The sequence below is a fragment of the Absiella sp. AM29-15 genome (assembly GCF_003434225.1).
GTDB lineage: Bacteria > Bacillota_I > Bacilli_A > Erysipelotrichales > Erysipelotrichaceae > Hoskinsella > Hoskinsella hominis.
Window position 1 is genome coordinate 122,926 of the sequence record NZ_QVFL01000008.1, and the last position, 19,460, is coordinate 142,385.

16 protein-coding genes, 1 tRNA gene and 1 riboswitch are annotated in these 19,460 nt (G+C 33.6%); of the genes, 2 read left to right on the top strand and 15 right to left on the bottom strand.

Annotated features, from left to right (window positions below; genetic code table 11):
- Nucleotides 1-62 precede the first annotated feature (62 nt).
- The 12 genes from DW761_RS09965 to DW761_RS10020 all read right to left on the bottom strand — a co-directional run bounded on the left by DW761_RS09965 (nt 63) and on the right by DW761_RS10020 (nt 17,169).
- Nucleotides 63-842 (bottom strand): ABC transporter ATP-binding protein, encoded by a 780-nt coding sequence (locus tag DW761_RS09965; RefSeq protein WP_117517925.1) that lies wholly within the window; start codon nt 840-842, stop codon nt 63-65.
- The gene (locus tag DW761_RS09970) at nt 839-1,849 is read right to left on the bottom strand and encodes a FecCD family ABC transporter permease (protein ID WP_117517927.1); all 1,011 of its coding nucleotides are present in this window, start codon (nt 1,847-1,849) and stop codon (nt 839-841) included. Before DW761_RS09970 ends, DW761_RS09965 begins: the two co-directional genes overlap by 4 nt.
- Nucleotides 1,846-2,835, bottom strand: a complete 990-nt coding sequence (locus DW761_RS09975) for a FecCD family ABC transporter permease (protein ID WP_117517929.1) — start codon at nt 2,833-2,835, stop codon at nt 1,846-1,848. Before DW761_RS09975 ends, DW761_RS09970 begins: the two co-directional genes overlap by 4 nt.
- On the bottom strand, nt 2,822-3,754 hold the full coding sequence (locus DW761_RS09980; RefSeq protein ID WP_117517931.1) for an ABC transporter substrate-binding protein: 933 nt from the start codon (nt 3,752-3,754) through the stop codon (nt 2,822-2,824). The genes DW761_RS09975 and DW761_RS09980 overlap by 14 nt, the downstream gene beginning before the upstream one ends.
- Before the next feature lie 180 nt (nt 3,755-3,934).
- A complete protein-coding gene (locus DW761_RS09985; protein ID WP_117517933.1) occupies nt 3,935-9,838 on the bottom strand; it encodes a beta-N-acetylglucosaminidase domain-containing protein in 5,904 nt (1,967 codons plus the stop codon).
- Between the two features lie 297 nt (nt 9,839-10,135).
- Nucleotides 10,136-10,903, bottom strand: a complete 768-nt coding sequence (locus tag DW761_RS09990) for a hypothetical protein (RefSeq protein ID WP_117517935.1) — start codon at nt 10,901-10,903, stop codon at nt 10,136-10,138.
- On the bottom strand, nt 10,890-11,999 hold the full coding sequence (locus tag DW761_RS09995; protein WP_117517937.1) for an AAA family ATPase: 1,110 nt from the start codon (nt 11,997-11,999) through the stop codon (nt 10,890-10,892). The genes DW761_RS09990 and DW761_RS09995 overlap by 14 nt, the downstream gene beginning before the upstream one ends.
- 132 nt (nt 12,000-12,131) lie before the next feature.
- Nucleotides 12,132-12,677 carry an ECF transporter S component gene (locus DW761_RS10000; protein WP_233513076.1) on the bottom strand — a complete coding sequence of 182 codons (546 nt, stop codon included), beginning with the start codon at nt 12,675-12,677 and terminating at the stop codon, nt 12,132-12,134.
- Nucleotides 12,678-12,796: 119 nt separating this feature from the next.
- A complete protein-coding gene (locus DW761_RS10005; RefSeq protein ID WP_158553783.1) occupies nt 12,797-14,347 on the bottom strand; it encodes an ABC transporter ATP-binding protein in 1,551 nt (516 codons plus the stop codon).
- Complete coding sequence (locus DW761_RS10010; protein ID WP_233513077.1) at nt 14,323-15,042, bottom strand: energy-coupling factor transporter transmembrane component T; 720 nt, start codon at nt 15,040-15,042, stop codon at nt 14,323-14,325. Before DW761_RS10010 ends, DW761_RS10005 begins: the two co-directional genes overlap by 25 nt.
- 143 nt (nt 15,043-15,185) lie before the next feature.
- Complete coding sequence (locus tag DW761_RS10015; protein ID WP_117517945.1) at nt 15,186-15,917, bottom strand: DUF4430 domain-containing protein; 732 nt, start codon at nt 15,915-15,917, stop codon at nt 15,186-15,188.
- A gap of 16 nt (nt 15,918-15,933) precedes the next feature.
- Nucleotides 15,934-17,169, bottom strand: a complete 1,236-nt coding sequence (locus DW761_RS10020; protein ID WP_117517947.1) for a hypothetical protein — start codon at nt 17,167-17,169, stop codon at nt 15,934-15,936.
- Nucleotides 17,170-17,291: 122 nt separating this feature from the next.
- Nucleotides 17,292-17,470: riboswitch (cobalamin riboswitch) on the bottom strand.
- 164 nt (nt 17,471-17,634) lie between these two features.
- Between DW761_RS10020 and DW761_RS10025 the strand changes: the two genes are divergently transcribed.
- Nucleotides 17,635-17,934 carry an ArsR/SmtB family transcription factor gene (locus DW761_RS10025; protein ID WP_117454853.1) on the top strand — a complete coding sequence of 100 codons (300 nt, stop codon included), beginning with the start codon at nt 17,635-17,637 and terminating at the stop codon, nt 17,932-17,934.
- A gap of 76 nt (nt 17,935-18,010) precedes the next feature.
- Nucleotides 18,011-18,086 (top strand) — tRNA-Asn (locus DW761_RS10030).
- 118 nt (nt 18,087-18,204) lie between these two features.
- Here DW761_RS10030 and DW761_RS10035 read toward each other — a convergent pair.
- The 3 genes from DW761_RS10035 to DW761_RS10045 all read right to left on the bottom strand — a co-directional run bounded on the left by DW761_RS10035 (nt 18,205) and on the right by DW761_RS10045 (nt 19,445).
- On the bottom strand, nt 18,205-18,531 hold the full coding sequence (locus DW761_RS10035; RefSeq protein WP_117454852.1) for a helix-turn-helix domain-containing protein: 327 nt from the start codon (nt 18,529-18,531) through the stop codon (nt 18,205-18,207).
- Between the two features lie 128 nt (nt 18,532-18,659).
- Entirely contained in the window at nt 18,660-19,004 is a 345-nt protein-coding gene (locus DW761_RS10040) for a helix-turn-helix domain-containing protein (protein ID WP_117454851.1), read from the bottom strand.
- 117 nt (nt 19,005-19,121) lie between these two features.
- Complete coding sequence (locus DW761_RS10045) at nt 19,122-19,445, bottom strand: helix-turn-helix transcriptional regulator (RefSeq protein ID WP_117454850.1); 324 nt, start codon at nt 19,443-19,445, stop codon at nt 19,122-19,124.
- Nucleotides 19,446-19,460: the final 15 nt, after the last annotated feature.

Here is a 19,460-nt window from a genome sequence, read left to right on the forward strand (position 1 = left end):
GAGAAATACATAAGATAATACTATTAAAAAAGTCAATCTAAGGAAATCCTTGTTGATTGACTCTAAATATGATAATCCATAATCACAGGATAATTTTTATCTTTATCGTAATGAAGCTGTGCTTTGATTCCATATAATTCTTGCAAATGTGCTTCATTAATTACTTCTTTTGGATGACCTTCAAATACGATTTTACCTTCTTTCATTCCGATGATATGATCAGCATAGCGACATGCAAGCTGTAATTCATGGAGTACCATAATAATGGTTTGTTTCTTTTTTTGATTGAGTGTTTTCAATAGTTCTAATATTTCTAATTGATAAGATATATCGAGATAGGTTGTAGGTTCATCTAATACCAGTATATCTCCTTGTTGTGCTAATGCCATGGCAATCCATACTCGCTGGCGTTGTCCGCCGGATAAGTTTTCCACAAATTGTTCTCTTTGATCATATACACCTGTTTCCTTCATTGCCCAGTTGATAATTTCATAATCTTCTTTTGATAGTGAGCCTAAAGGTTTTTGATATGGAAATCGCCCATAAGCTACTAATTCTTTTACTAATAATCCTGTTGGTGTGACAGGACTTTGGGGCAGCATTGCTAGTTTTTTCGCAATCTGCTTAGAATGCATTTTCTGCATATCCTCTTGATATAAGAAAACCTGACCTTTTTTAGGCTTCTGGATACGGGCAATGTTTTTTAGAAGTGTGGATTTTCCACATCCGTTAGGACCAATCATCACAGTGATTTTTCCTTCTGGTATATCCACATGAATATCTTCTAAAATTATACGATGCTCATATCCGGCTGTTAATGATTTTACAGAAATTGCATTCATAATGACTTCTCCTTTAACATCAAATATATAAAGTAAGGCACACCAATCAATGATATGGTAATACCTGCTGGTATTTCTATTGGGGAAAACAAATTTCTGGATACACTGTCTGCGACAACAATGATGATCATAGAAATCAGTATGGACACAGGAAGATAATGTTTATGCTTTGTGCCAACCATGGATTTTGCGATATGAGGACCCAACAATCCTAAAAAGCTGATATTTCCTGCGACAGCTGTTGCACCTCCTGCAAGTATGATTGCATAACATAAGAATCGCTTTCGTTCTTTTTCCACAGAAACTCCTAAACTAATCGCAAGCTCATCTTTCAACTGTAAGATATCTAATGTCTTATGATGATACATGACAAGTCCTGTCACAATTATCACAATTGGTAAAATAGATAATGCATATATCCATCCACTTCCCCATAAGCTTCCACTTGTCCAAACCAATACACGGTTATAATCCTGTGTACTGCCTTGAAATGTTAGAAACATAATACAGGCATTGATGGCGATATTCACACCAATCCCAGTTAATAACAATCTTTGTGGATGAAGGCCACGTGAGGAAGATATGAAATAAATCAATCCTGCGGATAGAAAGGCACCTAGCAATGCGATGATTGGCAATATCATGATGGATGCATTTCCCATTGCCTGATAATATAAGCTTCCCTGGGAAAAGATAAATAACACAACAGCAAGGGATGCGCCGGCATTGATACCTATGATACCTGCATCTGCCAAATCATTTTTCGTGATACCTTGAAGTAATGCACCTGCGATAGATAAGGCTGTAGCTACCAGCATTGCTGTTATTATTCTTGGTAATCGTAAGGTAAATACTGCAATATTCTGCATTTTAGTACCTTGTCCGATAAGTATTTTCCATATATCTGAAAACGCTATTTGGTAGCTTCCCCAGCCAAGGGATAAAACAATCGTAATCAATAAGATTACAGACAAGATGATCCATGTGTATTTTATTTTCTTCTTCATTGGCTTCGCTCCTTTCTAACAAGATATAGAAAGAATGGAATCCCCATTAAAGATGTAAAGATACCAATTGGTGTTTCATAGGGACTTAACAGCATGCGTGCTAATATATCCGCAAATACCAGTAAAACTCCACCTGCCAAAAAACTTAAAGGTAATAGAAAACGCATATCTTTTTTTATGATACGTGATATCACCTGTGGTATGATAAGCCCAACAAAGCTGATATTTTTCGCAACTGCGACGCAGATCGCACTTATGGGAATAATCAACAATAGTGTAAAAAAGCGAATATGAGATGGCTTTTCACCTAAAGAGATGCATACATCATCCCCTAGGGATAATACATTGATTTTTGTGGATAACAACATTGCGCAGATCATACCAATCGTTGTAGCGATTATTAATTGTATGACATGATGCCAGCCGGTATTACGAAAACCGCCCCCAACCAGAAAAGCAATCATTTGTGAATTGTTTGTGAGTAAGGAAATCACCGTGGAAAGGGATAGGAAAAATGTACTGAGGGCTGTTCCGGCTAACAATAGTTTTCCCATAGATGTACGAGAAGGATTCTTCATAGTGAACATCACAAGCAAGCCACTTAATAAAGCGCCAATGAAAGATGCAATTACGATATTGTTTGTCGTTACCCATGCTGCATGGATATATAACAGACTAATCGCCAGCGTCGCCCCCTGTGATATGCCAAGAATGGATGGCTCTGCGATTGGATTGCGTGTTACTGCCTGCATCATCGCACCACATATTCCCAATAGTCCTCCGACCAAAATAGTAGCAATTACCCGTGGCAAACGGACATCCCGAATCAATTGATGATCTAACACATCTTCATAATGGAATAAAGCATTCCATATCGTTTCCTGATTCATGGTTTTAGCGCCTGATTTTAAGGCAAGATAAGTACCAGTGATCAATAAGAAGATCGATATCAGGATACATATCCAAAATCTTTTATTTTGCTTCATTTAGCATCCCTTCAATTTCATCTAATAATTTTTCACGTCCAATAGGACTGTATCCTTGATTGAAATATGGTGAGGATGGAAGTGTGATCACATGTTTATTTTTTACTGCTGGTAGATTATTCCAGACACGGTTGTTTTCTAGTTCTTTCTGCATTTCATCCGTTGTGATCAAAAAGATGTAATCCGCATCAATTTCAGCCAAACCTTCATAAGTCACAACTGGTAAAGATATATCACTTTGTTTTGGCATGCCTTCTGGTTTTGCAAGGCCTAAATCGTTATATAGCACATCTCCAAATCCAGCATCAGAGAACACAAAGAACTGTCCACCACTTGCAAGAAATGATAGATAACTGGTATCTTTTCCATATTTATTTTTGATGCTTTGAGATAGTTTTTCTACTTTTGTTTCATAAGCAGATAACCAAGTTTCTGCCTGTTTTGTACGCTGGAAGATTTCCGCCATGTGATGAATATTTTCTTTCCAATCCAAGGCTTCATTTTGAATCATAATCGTAGGTGCAATTTTTGTTAATTGTTCATACATTTTTTCTTGTACGGTAGAAATCACAATGACATCTGGTTCTAAATTCATCACTGCCTCAATATCCATGGTATCCTGCATACTGTATCCAAGAATCTTTGCGCCTTTTAAAGTATCTTTTAGGTAACTTGGAAACTTCGTATAATCATAGGCATCGCTATTCGCTGTGCCAATTACCTGATATCCAAGGATAGATAGAATATCACTATTTCCACTTAAATCTACTATTCGTTTGGCTTCTTTTGGTATTTCAACTTCGCCTCTTACATCTTTTACTGTTATCATTTCTGTATTAGAATGGTTATTTGTACTGCCACACGCAGTTAATGTTAATAAAGAAATCATCATACATAATGTAAATATTGTCTTTTTCATATGTCCTCCTAATAAGTTAGCTTAAGCTAATGCTTTAAGATATTACCATATCCTGTTTTATGCTGTCAACCATTATGTTAGCCAAAACTAATCCATAAGATAGTTTTCCCCTTTTCTCGCTTATTAAACATAAAAAAAGGCTTAATTATGGAATAATTATCCAATTAAGCCTTTTATAACTTATGCGTGTTTTTTATTTCTTTTCCATAAACCGATACATACGCCACCACTAATTAACAATGCCATAAATGCCATCCATGGATTACTGTGATCTGAAGTATCAGGTGTATTCTGTACATCTGTTTTTACTTCAAGATTGTTGATTGCTTTTTGTAGATTTTTTGCATAAGCATCAATTTGATTCTGTTCCAGAATATTTTTATGATAATCAATATCATGGATTACACTCTTTAGATATTTTACAGAATCACTTGTATAGTTATTTAAATCAGATGGTACCTGATCCATTAATTGATGTACTTTGGTATAATCGCCATCCAGGTAAACCAAGCCTTTTACAGCACTTTCTATACTTTCTGCGAAATGATCTACCTTGTTTTGATCCTGAATCATATATCCATAATGTACAGCATCGATTGCTTTTTGTAAAGCTGCGACACTTTGTTTTGTGTAAACACTTAAATTTGTTGGAACTTTTTGTATTGCGGCATCTACTTTTTGATAATCTGCCTGTTTAAATGCCAGATTAGAATAAGCAGTTTCATAAGCATCTTTTGCGTTTAAGAACGTTATAATATTTGTATTCTCTGCATCAAGTGCCATAAGTTTTTGATAAGCTTGTGCATATAATTGATATGTACTTTCTGTATAAACATCCGCTTTTTCTTTTGTTAGAGCTGTACGATAAGATTCTAAATCTTTTGCTAAAGGATCTAATGCTTTTAATGCATTCTGGATATCCTGACATGCTTTTTCTACTTCTGCAGCTGTTGCTTTCTGCTTAACGATTGCAGTGTCATGCAATACTTTTTGTAAAGCATTAAAGGAATCTTTCGTATAATCTGCTTTTTGATAAGCTGTTGTTGTTTCTACAGCATGTAGATAATTTCTGATATCCACCAATTGTTTTTGTGCTTCTTTTAACTTTTGAATATGTGCCTGGATAATATCAGCATTAGAATTATTCACATCAGCTTTTGCAAGTTCAATTTCATTGCTTAATACTTCAAATGAAGCTTTTGTATAATCCGCTGGACTAATTTTCTCTAATTCTTTGATCATATCTATCATCATTGCATTATCCTTAAACAATAGTCCTGCTTTTGCTTCCTGTAAACGATCAATTGCTTTCTTTACAGTATCAATGGTTCCTGTGTTAAACAGTTCTTTTGTTTCATTGACTGCTTTTTCATATGCCTGATATGTTGTTGCTTCATATAAATCTTTATTCAAATTATTGAAATCATGATGTAGATTTTGTAGTTCTGTGATATCCGCAAGCTGATTAACGCTTTCTTTATATGCAGTTCTTGCCTTAGCCATATTGACTGGATCTGTACTGTTTTGAATATCATTTGTCATATCTTCTTTAGCTTTTTGATATGCTTGGTAAGTCACAACAGAATAATTTGCTTCTATAAACTTTCCTTCATCATTCACTAATGTATTCTCTGCTAATTCTGATTGCATGGTAGAATACACCAGATGTTCTTTCGCATCTTTGATTGCTGTTTCCAATATTTGCGCATCCTCTTCACTGATATTCTTTTCATCATTTAAAGCATCTTTGATATTGTTTAATGCTGATTTATAACGATCATAAGATGTTCCTGTATAGACTTGTACATCATCTATCATAAATGGTTTTTCTTCTTTGACATAAGCTTTTAAGGCCGTTGTATCTGCCTGAATCAATGCATTTTTTATTACACTTTGTAATGCATTGACAGCCATATCAATACTATTTTGAGATACATATGTATTTTCATATATTGCGCTAGCATTTGCTTTAGCATCTTCAAATTTTTGTTTTGTGTCAGATGTCCACGTCTCATTTAAAGGTACCTGTAGTACTTTTTGCAGTTCTGTTTTATCAATAGCCTCTGTTTTATCTAATGTTAACATTTCAGATATTTCCGGAAGTTTGTCTGTCCATTGTACCTGTATACTTAAAAGATACTGATCATCTGGAATAACAAATTCATTTAATGGCAGGTTCAATGTTCCTAGTGTTACAGTTGTCGTTTTACTCAAATCATTTTTATTAGCAAGTATCGCACGCACAACAGCATTTGACATTTCACCAGATTGTACAATACGAATGGTTTTTACATTTTCAGGTTTTGATAAACGATAGGTAAATTCACCATTTTTTTCACTTGGCTTGTATGTGGTAGATAAATTACCATCAAACATATTGCTTGGGATTTTACCTTTTTCTTCAACTACGCTTGCTACAACATCTCTGTTATTTTCTGGTGATACATAAACTCCACCATTGATCAATAATTCATTCATGTATACTGCACGATGGTTATTGGAGGCTGTAAAACGTAAACGAAGATAACGACCTGATGCCTGCAGATTGGTTGCTTCTTTATACATATTGCCCGGATGACTGCTGTCATGTGTTAATTCAGAATAATTCTTGGCAGTATTGCTGGCATCTTCTGGCTCTGTATTTTCTTTGCCATCCCCAACGCTCAATAATTCTGTCCATTCATCATCCTTTGCATCAGGAGCTGCAGCGATTTCAAAAACACCATCCCGCAGGTAGTTTGGCTGTGTTTCCACAACATAGTAACGGAAATCATGAATATCATATGTTTGCCCTAAATCAAAGATTGCATATTGTCCAGCTTGTGGAAAACCGCCGATTTCTGCGCCTGTATTTATATTCTGATCGAATATGTTAAAATCATTGCCTAAAGAACGCATATCTTCAGCTGGTCCCCATCCACCTGCAATTGGTGTATTGCATTCTAATAATTTTGCTTTAGGAGCTGTATACAATGTTACATAAAAATCTTTTAATTCCATTGTTACGGTATCTTTCGTATTTCTTAAACGGATATATTTCGCATCGAAGGAATCCTTTGTATTTTCTACTGGTGTCCATTGAATACCATTTAAAGAAGTTTCCAATACTACATTGGTTGGAATCTGTTCGATATGGATATCTGTAATATGCTTAATATTATCTAGTTGTAATCCTATATATTCTTGATTTTTCAATACGAGCGAACCATCATTCAAAGCCGCTTTTTGTGGTGTTATTATTGATGAAATATGATTATCTGTTATATTTGTATATACATGTTTTAAATCCCCTGTCTGATTCTCTTTTACAGTAAATTCAGAAAATTTTAACCATGCCCTTTTATCTTTTAAATTCACAACACGAATATACTTTGCTTTCGTATTATGTAAATCAATATCTAAAACATCTTTTCCACTTGCGACACCCTGATAATTATCATATCCTTCTACACTTTCCCATGTATTGCCATCTACTGATGTTTCAATTTTATAATTGTCAAGTTTATCGCCATCATTATTTCCGACGACTAAATGTAAACTCTTTAGTTCAATGACTTTACCAAAATTATATCCAAGATAATCACCTGCATATGTGGTATCTCCTGGTTCAGAATACCACACAAATGTATTGTCATTACCATCATACAATGCACTTTCCGCAGCACTACCTGCATATACATTCCAACTTGAAGACTTAATTACATGATAACCCCATACATCTGAATTTTCATGTTCATCATTGATTTCTATTTCATTCACATTTAAATAAGCATCATTTAGATTATCTTTGGTGGCAATCAAGCGAATACCCATGGCTTCTATATCTAAATTTTCAACATATATTTCCTGCAGCTTATTTAAAACACCTGTATATGTTTGATTATTTAAATCTACCCACGTTTTTCCATCTTGTGTATATTGAAGCTTACATTCCTCAAAATGATTCTTTCCACCGCCCAAAATAAACTTCATGGACGTGATAGATATCTTTTTAGAGAACATTGCGCCAACGTAATCTCCCTGATAGATAAGGTTTGGATGTTGATAACTTATACTGGTATCTACATTGCCATCAAACACATTATTTATATTTCCTATCGGTGTATCTTGACGGCTTGTGATAAAGCGCTTTGTGACGATAGATGGATCCACTGCACTTTTTGTATATTTGCTTAAGTATGAATCCAGATATTCGATAAATGGAACGATATGTTGAACGCCTACTTCAGCATATTCTGTATGATCTACATAGTGGAAACCATAGGATTTAGATTTTTCAAATGCCTTTTTTCCAGCTGCCATATTCTCCATGACACTTGCGGTATCATTTTGTAATGTAGCTTTTACACCATTTAAATATGCGATTGCCGCAGCTGTTGTATCATCAAAACTGTTTAACCAATAGATCATCTGATCTTTTATAGCTTCATTCCCTGCATGATTTCTGTAAGTTTTTGAGGCTTTTGCCAGCTTCTCAAATTCTTGAATCAAAGCATTTGTTTCTTCGATACTGACTGGTTTTTGTTTATCTAATTTTTCCTTAAATGGCGCTAACAATTTGTTTAATTCTACAGATTCCTGTAAAGGTTTTACCCTTGTATCCATATTTTGATTCATCATATGTTTACTCAGTTCCTTTAAAGCATTAGAAGCATCGTTTGCTAAAGCATTATTATGATCTACAAAAGAGAAAGAATCTTCCCATGCTTCATTTGCTTTTTCTTTAGATTGCCAGATATTCCATGAATATTCTGCATTACCAAAGATGGCTACTTTACTTGGTTCTGATTGCTGCATTGGATTTAATACAATTCCCTGAATGTTATCTGGTTTTACACCTGGTTCTAAGAATGTATCATATCCACCCATAATCAAGTGTTTTTTAGAATTATCGGTACATGGCCAGTTAATCCATAAGTATGGTCCACGACCTGCATTCTTTGTGAAGGTCTGAGTAAAGTTATTAGATACTTCGCCCCAGACTTTACCACCAGTCATAACGATTTGAACATTGTCTGGAAAATCATGATAATAGTTTTCCCCATAGTGCATATATTCAGCAGTTACAAATGGCAGTGTAAGTTTTAAATCCGGATAGGTTTTCTGCATTTCTTTCAACCATGCTGTCATATCTTTTAGAAGTCTTGTATAGTTTTCTGCACCAGAATTACCTGCATCATCTGCCAAGATTGCGATTTGACGTACACCAACTTCGATGGTTTGTTTAAACTTATCCTGTAGTACCTTTAAATCTGCATTATAATTTTCATCTGTATTAAAGCGAATAGGGTCTGATTGAAATGGATGCAAGGCAAAAACAAAACGACATTTTGAAGCATTTCCTGCCTCGGCTAATGGTTTAATTTTTGTATTGATTTCTTCATCACTATATAGTTCTCTCCACATTTTATTATGCTTAAGATCATCCTTTGGTGCATAAAAATATGAATTCAATTTATAATATCCACTCCAATTCATTAAATTTATACGATCCAGTGTTGACCATGGATTACCATAATAGCCTTCGATAAAGCCTCTACTGACAATATCTGCATAATCATTGATTGTGAAATTTCTAATGTGATAACTTTCCATTTGTGCAAATATATGGTACAACGTTGTCAAACCATAAAAAGCAGAATCACTATCCTTACCCAAAATAGCAATTGTTTGTTGATTGCTTTTCAAAAAGTATGCATCATTCTTCTCAAATAATGATGGATCTATTTCATTATTTTGACGGATATATGCATCAGCGAAGCCTTTAGAACCATAAACACCGACATAGATATTCGTCATACCAGATTTTGCCTGATCCGATGTTTGAATGGTTAAATTTTTTAAAGCCGCCACCTCATTCATTCGAGCTTTTGTGGCATCATCAATCTCCTTATCATAAATCACATTTACATTTTCTTGAAGGTTATATCCACCATCCTGATATTCTATGGAATGAACAGTAGGATATATTTTATATGCCTCATCATTCGTAGCTTCTTCTGCGAATACATGCACAGAAAAAGGCAGCGTGCCTGTAAATGCCATCATGAATGATATAAAACATGCAGCAAATTTTTTTAACATAGTTTTCTCCTTTCCATACTATTAATCTTTATATTCTTCAAATAATTGCTGTATCACATCCTTTTTTAATATTGTGATAAGAAAGCGCTCTCTTTCTACTTTATTAGTATTTATTTCATCCATCATTTCGTCTTTGCACTTTTTAGTATTGTTTGTGCACCTTTTAGTAATTTTATAATATATAATTAAATCAGCTTATTTTATTATATATTAATAGCAACATATTAATAATTATATATATAAAAAGGTATCCAGTTAAGGATACCCATCATTCAAATAACAAAGCAATCACAAGACTTAATCAATATTTGAAATATAATCATTGAGAAAACTGATTTCAAAATAATCTAGTATAAATTGAGGAATACCACTTAGAATGAATACCAGTTCTTTTTTGAAAAAAAACCCCAACTGTTGTTCAAAAATATCACGTGTTGATAAAGATTTTGCTTCTTCAATCATTTTAACATTCTTCTCAGGGAACAAACAATTCAACCTAGTTAAATAATATCGTATGATAGAATTCCAACTTCTTTTATCATATTTGTTAAATTGAGTGAACTTTATATTATATGAAGATTTTTTCTTATAAGAGTTACATTCTTCATTTTTGAATACACATCGTTGAAAACAACCCATTTCATCAGTAGGAATATCTCTTAACGCTTCAATCATTGGATAACTAATATATAACTTGCCATTTTCTGTTTCATTATCAAATATATCTATCATTTCTTCCAATTGTTCCATCATATTTATCTGTTTATTCAGATTATTCGTATGCGCATCAAAATCAAAAAATAGATATATTTCTTGAAATGACCTTCTTGTATAACCTTCTAATTTTTTTCTCATATGGTCATCGTACTCACGTATAACTTCGATAATATCCGTATCAAATTCATCATTTTTCAACCTTTGTGATAGCATATAAATATTCTGATTTGCTGATAAAGTCACAATTTCCATTTCAGTAAATGCAAAAAATTCCCTGTTGATATTACGAAAAATCATTGGTTCCCTAACTGCACCTTCTACGATAATAGCAATTTTACCGTTTTCCACTAAATGCACCCGCTTTATACATTTTCTGTAGATTATGTGCTTTTCTTAATTCTTTATTCGTACGATTTGCTAATGAATTACATTCACCATTTTCAATTTCAAAATAGCAGTCAGGGCGCATCAAGTCGTTATTCATTAAATCCGTGTTATGGGTAGTTAGAATTATTTGCGTATTTGTGAGAACTTTTAAAGAATTAATTACTTTTTCAGATAATTCAAAATGATAAAATGCATCAAATTCATCAATAAACACAAAACAGGTTTGCTCCATTTTGATATACCAATAGTAAAATAAAGCCAATGTACTTGTTCCAGTAGAGGCTACTTTGAAAAAACTTGCTTCCCCATGAGGATATTTTACATAGATATTCTTTTCCCCATCGATTTCTTTTTCAATAAGATGCATTTCAATGTCGGATTCAGAAAGAAATTTTTCAAAATCTTTTAAATGTCCTGATTCAATAATACCTTTTGATATACTTTCAGATCCAAGAGTAAATCCTTGGTACATGCGATCTGATAAGCTATAAAATAACAGCATGCCATCAATAAATTGAATAAATCGCATAAATACTTCATTTTCTACATTCTTTGCCAAAACACTATTTTTACTCACATATTTCACAAATGATAATTTGGAATCTGGCAATGTCTTGTTTAAATTTTCCGTACCTTGTAATAAGACATCTCCACTTCCTTTGTCATAATCGTATGATAAAATTTGCTTCCCATCAATGAACATTTCTTCAGATTTTAAATCATCATAATTTCTTTTTTGATATTTGTATTCAACATCGTGATCATCAAATCTAAACTTATAATAGAATTCTACATAATCCATACCGCTTTCTAAATTCAAATAAGGAATATATTTCGCTATCGTTTTTTCTTTATCACTTAAGTGTAGAACAATATCAAAAACTGCAAGTCCTAAATTTGATTTACCTGAACCATTTGGCCCATATATCAAAGCTTTATTAACTAATCCATTCCTTATGCAATCCGTATTAAACTCATAGTTTTTTATTCTTTCTAAATCCACTGTTATTTCTGTTTTAAAATTCTTAAAATTCTTAACTTTAAATTGCGCCAACATAAGAAATCACCTCATCTTCTTCGTTCATTGTCTCATATATTTGCTTTAAGTTCAACGCATACCGTAAAAAAATTACGGTATATGTTATTATCTTAGATGATTTCTCTTCGTTCATACATAAAAACTAAAAATTTATAAATCATATTTCAAGCGTATTCTTTCAATTTTCTTATGCATAATGGGATACAATATTTCCACAAATAACACATTTGAAATCATATAAATAACCATAAAAGGCAATGATGTTATCAATAAGGCGATGTAGCGTTGAAATTCAAAACTTCCTGCGGCCATTGTGGAATAAATATCCATAAACACACTAAAGAATACTCCAGAAAATAATGCGTAAACGATCCGTATGGTACGTTTTTTAAAACATTTATGTATGAATCCTGCACCTAGTCCAATGATCCCCCATGCAAGCATTTGAAAAAATGTCCATGGACCGATTCCGAAAAATAAATCCGACAGTAATGCAGATAAACTGCCACATAAAAATCCATTCCAACCGCCTAATAAGGCTCCTGCGATAATGGCGATTCCAGTAAGTGGTTTAAAGCCGGGTGCCCACAAAAATAAAACACGTCCTGCGACAGCCATTGTGATCATACATGCACATAATACAAGTTCACTTAATCTTGGACTTCTTTTATCATATTGATTCCAGCATAAAAACAAGATACAAATTGCCCCAAGATTAGCATAGAATAAAAAATGTTCCTCAAACCCATATAAAAGAAAAAGTATAAATGTACATAGCAATCCCAGAAAACCTATTCTTCTTTTCCACACATGCGTCATGATATCATATCCTCATATGTGATTGCACAAGGCGTCAGATGACGTGTACATCTTCTCCAATAGGTCGTATAAAAGTTATTATCCATCATAAATGAGCGAACAGGCTTTAATGCTGTGATGGTGCCATCAAATAGGAAGCCACAACGATCTGCACATAATGCCGCAAATTCTACATCATGAGATACCATAATGATTGTATGTTTTTCTGTTAATGTTTTTAAAATCTTCGCTAATTGTTCTCGATAATACATATCTAAGCCCTTGCTTGGCTCATCCAGCAATAAAATACATTCATCATCACAATGCATCAATAATAAAGCCAGTGCTGCACGCTGTAGCTCTCCTCCTGATAGATCATAAGGATGCATAAGTAACAGCTTTTCCAAGTCAAAGCATTTGATCCATGTATCACGATTAGAAAACATTGCATATTCTTCCTTCAAGCTATCCTTCACAAATAATATTCTGGGATCTTGTGGAAGATATAATAATCTTTTTTTGATATCTACTTTTCCAAATTTATTCGCATATTTGCTACCTAACATTTTTAGGAATGTTGTTTTCCCACTGCCATTTCCTCCAAATAAACATAAAATCTCATGCTCCTTTACCTCAACAGAAAAATCACGCAATACATCCGGACTATCTTTTTGATAACGCAGATAAACATGTTCACATCGTAATACGGTATTTGTATCTTCTTTTATTTTTGGTAAAGCTATATTTACCGTTTTTATCATTTGACGCATTTGTTTTTCTGTCACTGGATTTTCTTTTTCTTCGGGATACATCTGCTGTATATAACGTGCAGGATAAGGTAATAAGGCATCATAAGTGATATGTCCTTTACATAAATAATTTGGTTTTCCATCATATGCAATCGTACCCTCCTCAAGATAGATTATACGTTCACATACATCCAATAGGCTTTCTAACTGATGCTCTACCATAATAATTCCAATATCAAACTCTTTATGAATACGTATCAAAAGATCATAGAATCGCTGTTTTGCGATAGGGTCCAGCTGACTGGTTGGTTCATCTAATAAAATTACTTTTGGTTTCATCGCCAGTACTGCCGCTAGCTGAACAATTTGCTTCTGTCCACCGCTTAAATGCGAAATAGGAGTATGATAAATATCCTCCAATCCTAGAAATGATACAACTTCCGCAAGCTGTTGGTGGATATCTTCACTTTTCATACCCAGATTCTCTAATCCAAATGCCAGCTCATGCCAGACCTGATCACTTACAAGCTGTAAATCTGTCTGCTGGGATACATAGCCAATGGATGCGGCACTTTCTAAATCGTTCATTTCTTCAATTAAAGTCTTTGTTTGATTTTCCCATATAATTGTTCCTTTTACATCCATTTTAGGGCGAAGCTGTTTTTTCAACATTCTCAACAGTGTTGTTTTTCCACATCCGCTTTTACCAGCAATCACCACAAAGCTGTCAATGGGTAATGTGATATGGATATCATGCAATACTGGCTGTTTTGCGTTGATATAAGAAAGTGAATCTATATCGATTCGATATCTTCCCATGCCGGCACCTCCTTTTGAAATAAGCATAATGGTAATGCACATAAACCTATACATGCGATAAAAAATAAAGCCGCCTGCAGAATGGATAATTCTTGATAAAAACTTGGATACCACCAGAAAGATATGCCATGTATTCCAATCACACTCAAAATGATACAGACAACGTTAAAAAGTAACACCCATCGATCTCTTTTCTCTATGGGATATCTTTGATATATACTGCGTTTTCGTTCTCCATAGCCACGTGATCGCATAGATAAAGATGTTTCTACACCTGATTCCATTAACCAGGTAATGAGCATGGATACAACCGCAATGTTTTCTCTAATAGATGAAAACCAGTTATGCTTCGTTATCATCAGACTTCTTGCATAACGAATATCCTCATATTGTTTTTTGATGCTGGATAATTGACGTAAACTTAAGGAGCATAAGATTGCGGCATTGCAAGAAATCTTTGTGATCATATACAAAATCTGATCCGTATAAATCATATGGGAATATATACGAAATAAATTCATGATACCTGCAAGCATAATTCCTAAATCAAGGCCATATAAAATAGATTCCCACGTTATTGGGGTATTCCAGATAAAGCATAAGATATAAATACCACGATGTTGAAAAAACGGATTGCTGACTGCCATCAGAATCATCAAAAATATATTTTGTTTTAGGATACTTTTTACTTTCATATTTGGAAATTCCAGTATGTATATCCAGCTCATGATAAACAAAAGTATATGAATCAAGGGATGTGAAATAATGGTATCCCATGCAATTAGTGTAAACACAAATAGGGTAATGACAAAAGGATGATATCGTTTCAGCTCAAGCATCAGATATCACCCACTTTGACTGTATAACGCCACTCTATCACATCACCGGCTTTTACTTTGTACTGTGCACAGCTTATCGTACAAACTGTCCCATTCACTGCATACAGCCATCCAGAACTTTTCCCTGCATCAAATTCTCCTATATTATTTATATATTTTACATATCCATTGCTTGCATCTAAAGGGATGCCTTGTTGTTCACATACCCTGGAAAGAAGATCATAGACAGTATCACCATCCTGTATTTCTACACTTACAGGTGCAACCAGCACACCATCTGCTGGTATAAAATTTTGAAAACGGGGATCTACTTCACCTTTATGATCTAAAATATTTTTCATATCAATAGAAAAGGTCACAGTCTGAATTTCAGGCTGTTTTACTGGTGTTTCTCCTTTATTTGTTTGTGGTTTCTGTGTAGAGGTTTCCTGTTTAGGCTTTTCTTCTTTTTTATCTTCTGAAGGGTTCTGTTTATCAGGTACTTTATTACTTTGTTTATCTGATGCTACTTCTTCTTGCTTTTCCTTTTTTGTATCTTCCTTTGAAGATTTCTTTTCTGTATCCGTATGCTTTGATTCCAGATATAATTTATTCTCTATGGAAGATATACCAACAGGTGTTTTTTTATCATCCTGCTTTGCATATATAAACAGAAAAGAAAAGGATATGAGGGCTATCACACCTAATAATATTCCTTGTATGTAACGTTTTTTCTTTTTATCGCTCAACATATCCTTACCTTCTTTCTTAAGCTTTTTTTCTTACAAGCACCAGGCCGGCACCTGCACATAATGCCAATACAAATAAAGAACTGTTCATACCTTTACTGGTATCTTTGATAACCGGTTCCTGTTTATTACCATTTTGTAATTCTTTATCTGGTGTATTCACATCATCTTTTTCATTTATCGTTTCATCAACGGTTGGTTGATTTACCTGAAAACGATTTTCATTTAGTTTTACTCCAGCCTGATATAAATAATATGGCACACCTACTTTCGCATTCTTATAAGCAATCAATGCACGAACAGCCTGCTCCGTACCATAACCATCCAAATCATTCTTATCGGTACTACCAAAACCTTTTTTATCTTCCAAAGCAAAATTCATTAATCCATCTATCAATGTATTACCATTTACCACAAATTCTGTATTCATATCTTTTCCATATGCTGCCATAGTGACAATCATCATTGCGGTTGTGTTAGAATTGCCATTTGACCAAACACTTTTCATCGCGCCATTTTCTTCTTGGAAATCTTTTAGATATGTAAAGCCTTCTTCGACTGCCTGTTTTACAGCATCCTTGGTTTCCTTAGAAATACCTGTTTCACTTTCTGGCAGGTTATAATATGGCGCTAGTGCCGTTAATACCATTGTGGTCGTGTCTGTATCAGAAGATCCCCAAGTCCCTGTATAATCTCCAGTATAATTCCATGCGTGATCTGCTGGATTTCTTAATGCGATCAAATCCTTGATTAACTGGTCTTTATCCAGTTTACTGTCCTTTGCAGGTGAATAATTTCCACTATGTAAGGCTTCTAATGCAAATACATAATCGTTTGTGAAGGATAATTCAAATTCAGATAACATATCATAAAGATTCACAATCTTACCATTCATTTCATATGCGGATGCATCGTATCCATAAGCTTCTACCAGCATAATCATCTTTTCAACATCATTAGCCGTTGCTCTTGGATTTTCTATTTTTTTCTGTGTTAAAGGAATAAATTTTGCTTCACTTTTCTGCAGCTGTTCCTCATTCATTCCATAAGCTGTCTGAGATAATGCGATAAATGCATCATCTCCTGTATATAATGGAATACTACCGTCTTGCAAAGAAGTAAAACTACCTTCAATCCAATCAATCGGATTGCTTGTTGCTTCATTCACTACATTTGTTTCCTGTGCATTTACTGGCATACATAAACTTCCAAAGGCAAGTGCTGCCGCAAATGCGATACTCATTAATTTCTTCATTTTCTTTCTCCTCTTTTCTTACACAAGAAAAAGATAAGGATACTGAATAAAAAAACTCTTTTACCATGATGAAAAGAGTTTCTTATCTTTCTCAATCATGGTGTGCTTAATCTCTCGTTAATCACATCCATATAGATAATGGCAAGTATTCCGGCTCTAGTTCAACATCTTAATTCGTCTTCCCATAAGTTATACAGTGACAATTGAATAAGACTCCCTATTACGGCGGCGGGACCGCGCAGGTCTTTCACCTGCTTCCTTTTTCATCACTAAATTGTGAACCATTATCCTTATCATTTTTCAATGAGCATGTGTATTGTATCATGTTTATCTTTATTGCGCCATCGTTTATCACATGACTTCCATAAGAAAGTTTTATTTTGTTATTATTTTTTTATGATTGACAAAAAATCGTTACTCTTCTATGATTATAATAGAAAAAGGGGCAAGGAAGGAGTATGTTGTATGAATAATCGTAGAATTGCGTTAATATTCAAGGCTTTCTGTGATGAAAATCGTGTGGAAATTCTTGAAATATTAAAAGAGGGAGAACATTGTGCATGTGAGTTATTAGATAAAATGCAAATCAGTCAGTCTACTTTATCCCATCATATGAAAATTTTGATTGACAGTGGAATCGTTGAATCTAAAAAAGATGGAAAATGGATGCATTATCGCATCAATAAAACAGGCTGTGAAGAAGCAATCGAGCTGATTCATTATTTTGAAGATACTAAAGAACGTATCCCATCCTGCTGCAAATAAATTTTTCAAGAAAATTCATTTTTGATATTGTCAAAATGAAAAAGATATGATATTATAAAAAGGCATTCAGAAAGATGCCTTAATAGCTCAGTAGGTAGAGCATCCGGCTGTTAACCGGCAGGTCACAAGTTCGAGTCTTGTTTAAGGCGCCATTGAAAAACAAAACCATTGAAATATTTCAATGGTTTTTTTGTATAATTCTAGACAATGTGACAATGTATCAATATCTCTCATATAAATGATTTCTGAAGAAACATGAAAAGAAAAACATTATGTTTTCTTACGCCTGTATGCCAAGTATGTCGCAAATGAAATCACTTCATTCATTTCCTCCGCACTAAGATTTCTGCATAATTCAATCAACATCATTTCCTGATTAGAAACCTTTGCGTCATATATGCCATAAAACGCATTCAGATTAAGATTCAATATAGAACATATTTTCACCATATTCTGGTAAGGGATATCATTTTGCCCATTTAAATAATGTGATACTTGCATTTTACTGACATTTAATTTCTCAGCAAGCTTCGCCTGTGTCATGTTTTTTTCTTTTAATTTTTTTCTTATCAGCTTACCAAAATCTTTTGTATTCATATTCTAATCTACCTCAATTTTATTATAGGATGTACCAAAAGATTAAGATATATACATAACTTGATAAGTTACTAAGAAAAATAAAAGTAAATTTATACTTTACCAATACATCAAAAAAGAGTGAAAAATCATTTCTTATTTTGATGGAAATCATTTTTCTCTCTTTGTTTATAAAGTAAATAATTCATGTAGTCAGCAAGCTCTTGTCTGTTTGCTTCGTTTAGATATCTCATCAGTTCAACCATACGCATTTCATCATCATTCATACTGCCATCGTATATTCCATATAATTTATTTAAATTCAGATTTAATATTTTACATATCTTTGCGACATTTTGAAAAGGCACTTCATTATGCCCACTGATATAATGCGATATCTGACTTTTACTAACGCCAAGCTTATAAGCTAACTTCGATTGTGTCATATTCAGCTCTTTTAATCTTTGACGTATTAACTCTCCAAAATTTTCCATATTTTACCTCATGATAAAATTATAGAGTTATCAGAAAATTTTAGATATACGATTTTAGTGATAATATACATTTTTGTATATAGTTTTCGTAACACTAAACTTCATGGTCAAAAAAAATCATTTGTTTTGATATCTTTCATCTCTGATCTTCAAATAGTTTATTTTCTCTTTAGCGAAGTATTCTTTTTCTTCACCTTGCAAGATTTTTATTTCTTTATGAATTTTCAGAAATAAATCCTCTACACTCATCTGGTAATACTCTGCAATCTTTTCTAAATCTTCTTGTGACAGCTTTCCTCTTGCGTTTTCTATACGATTGTATTTGTGTAAGCTCATCTGTATTTCATCCGCAAATTGATATTGTTTTAAACCCTTTGCGCTACGCAAACGTTTTAATATCAGTGCTGTCGCCCACGCTTCAACATCAGATTTATGATTCATAATAACCTCCTTTTT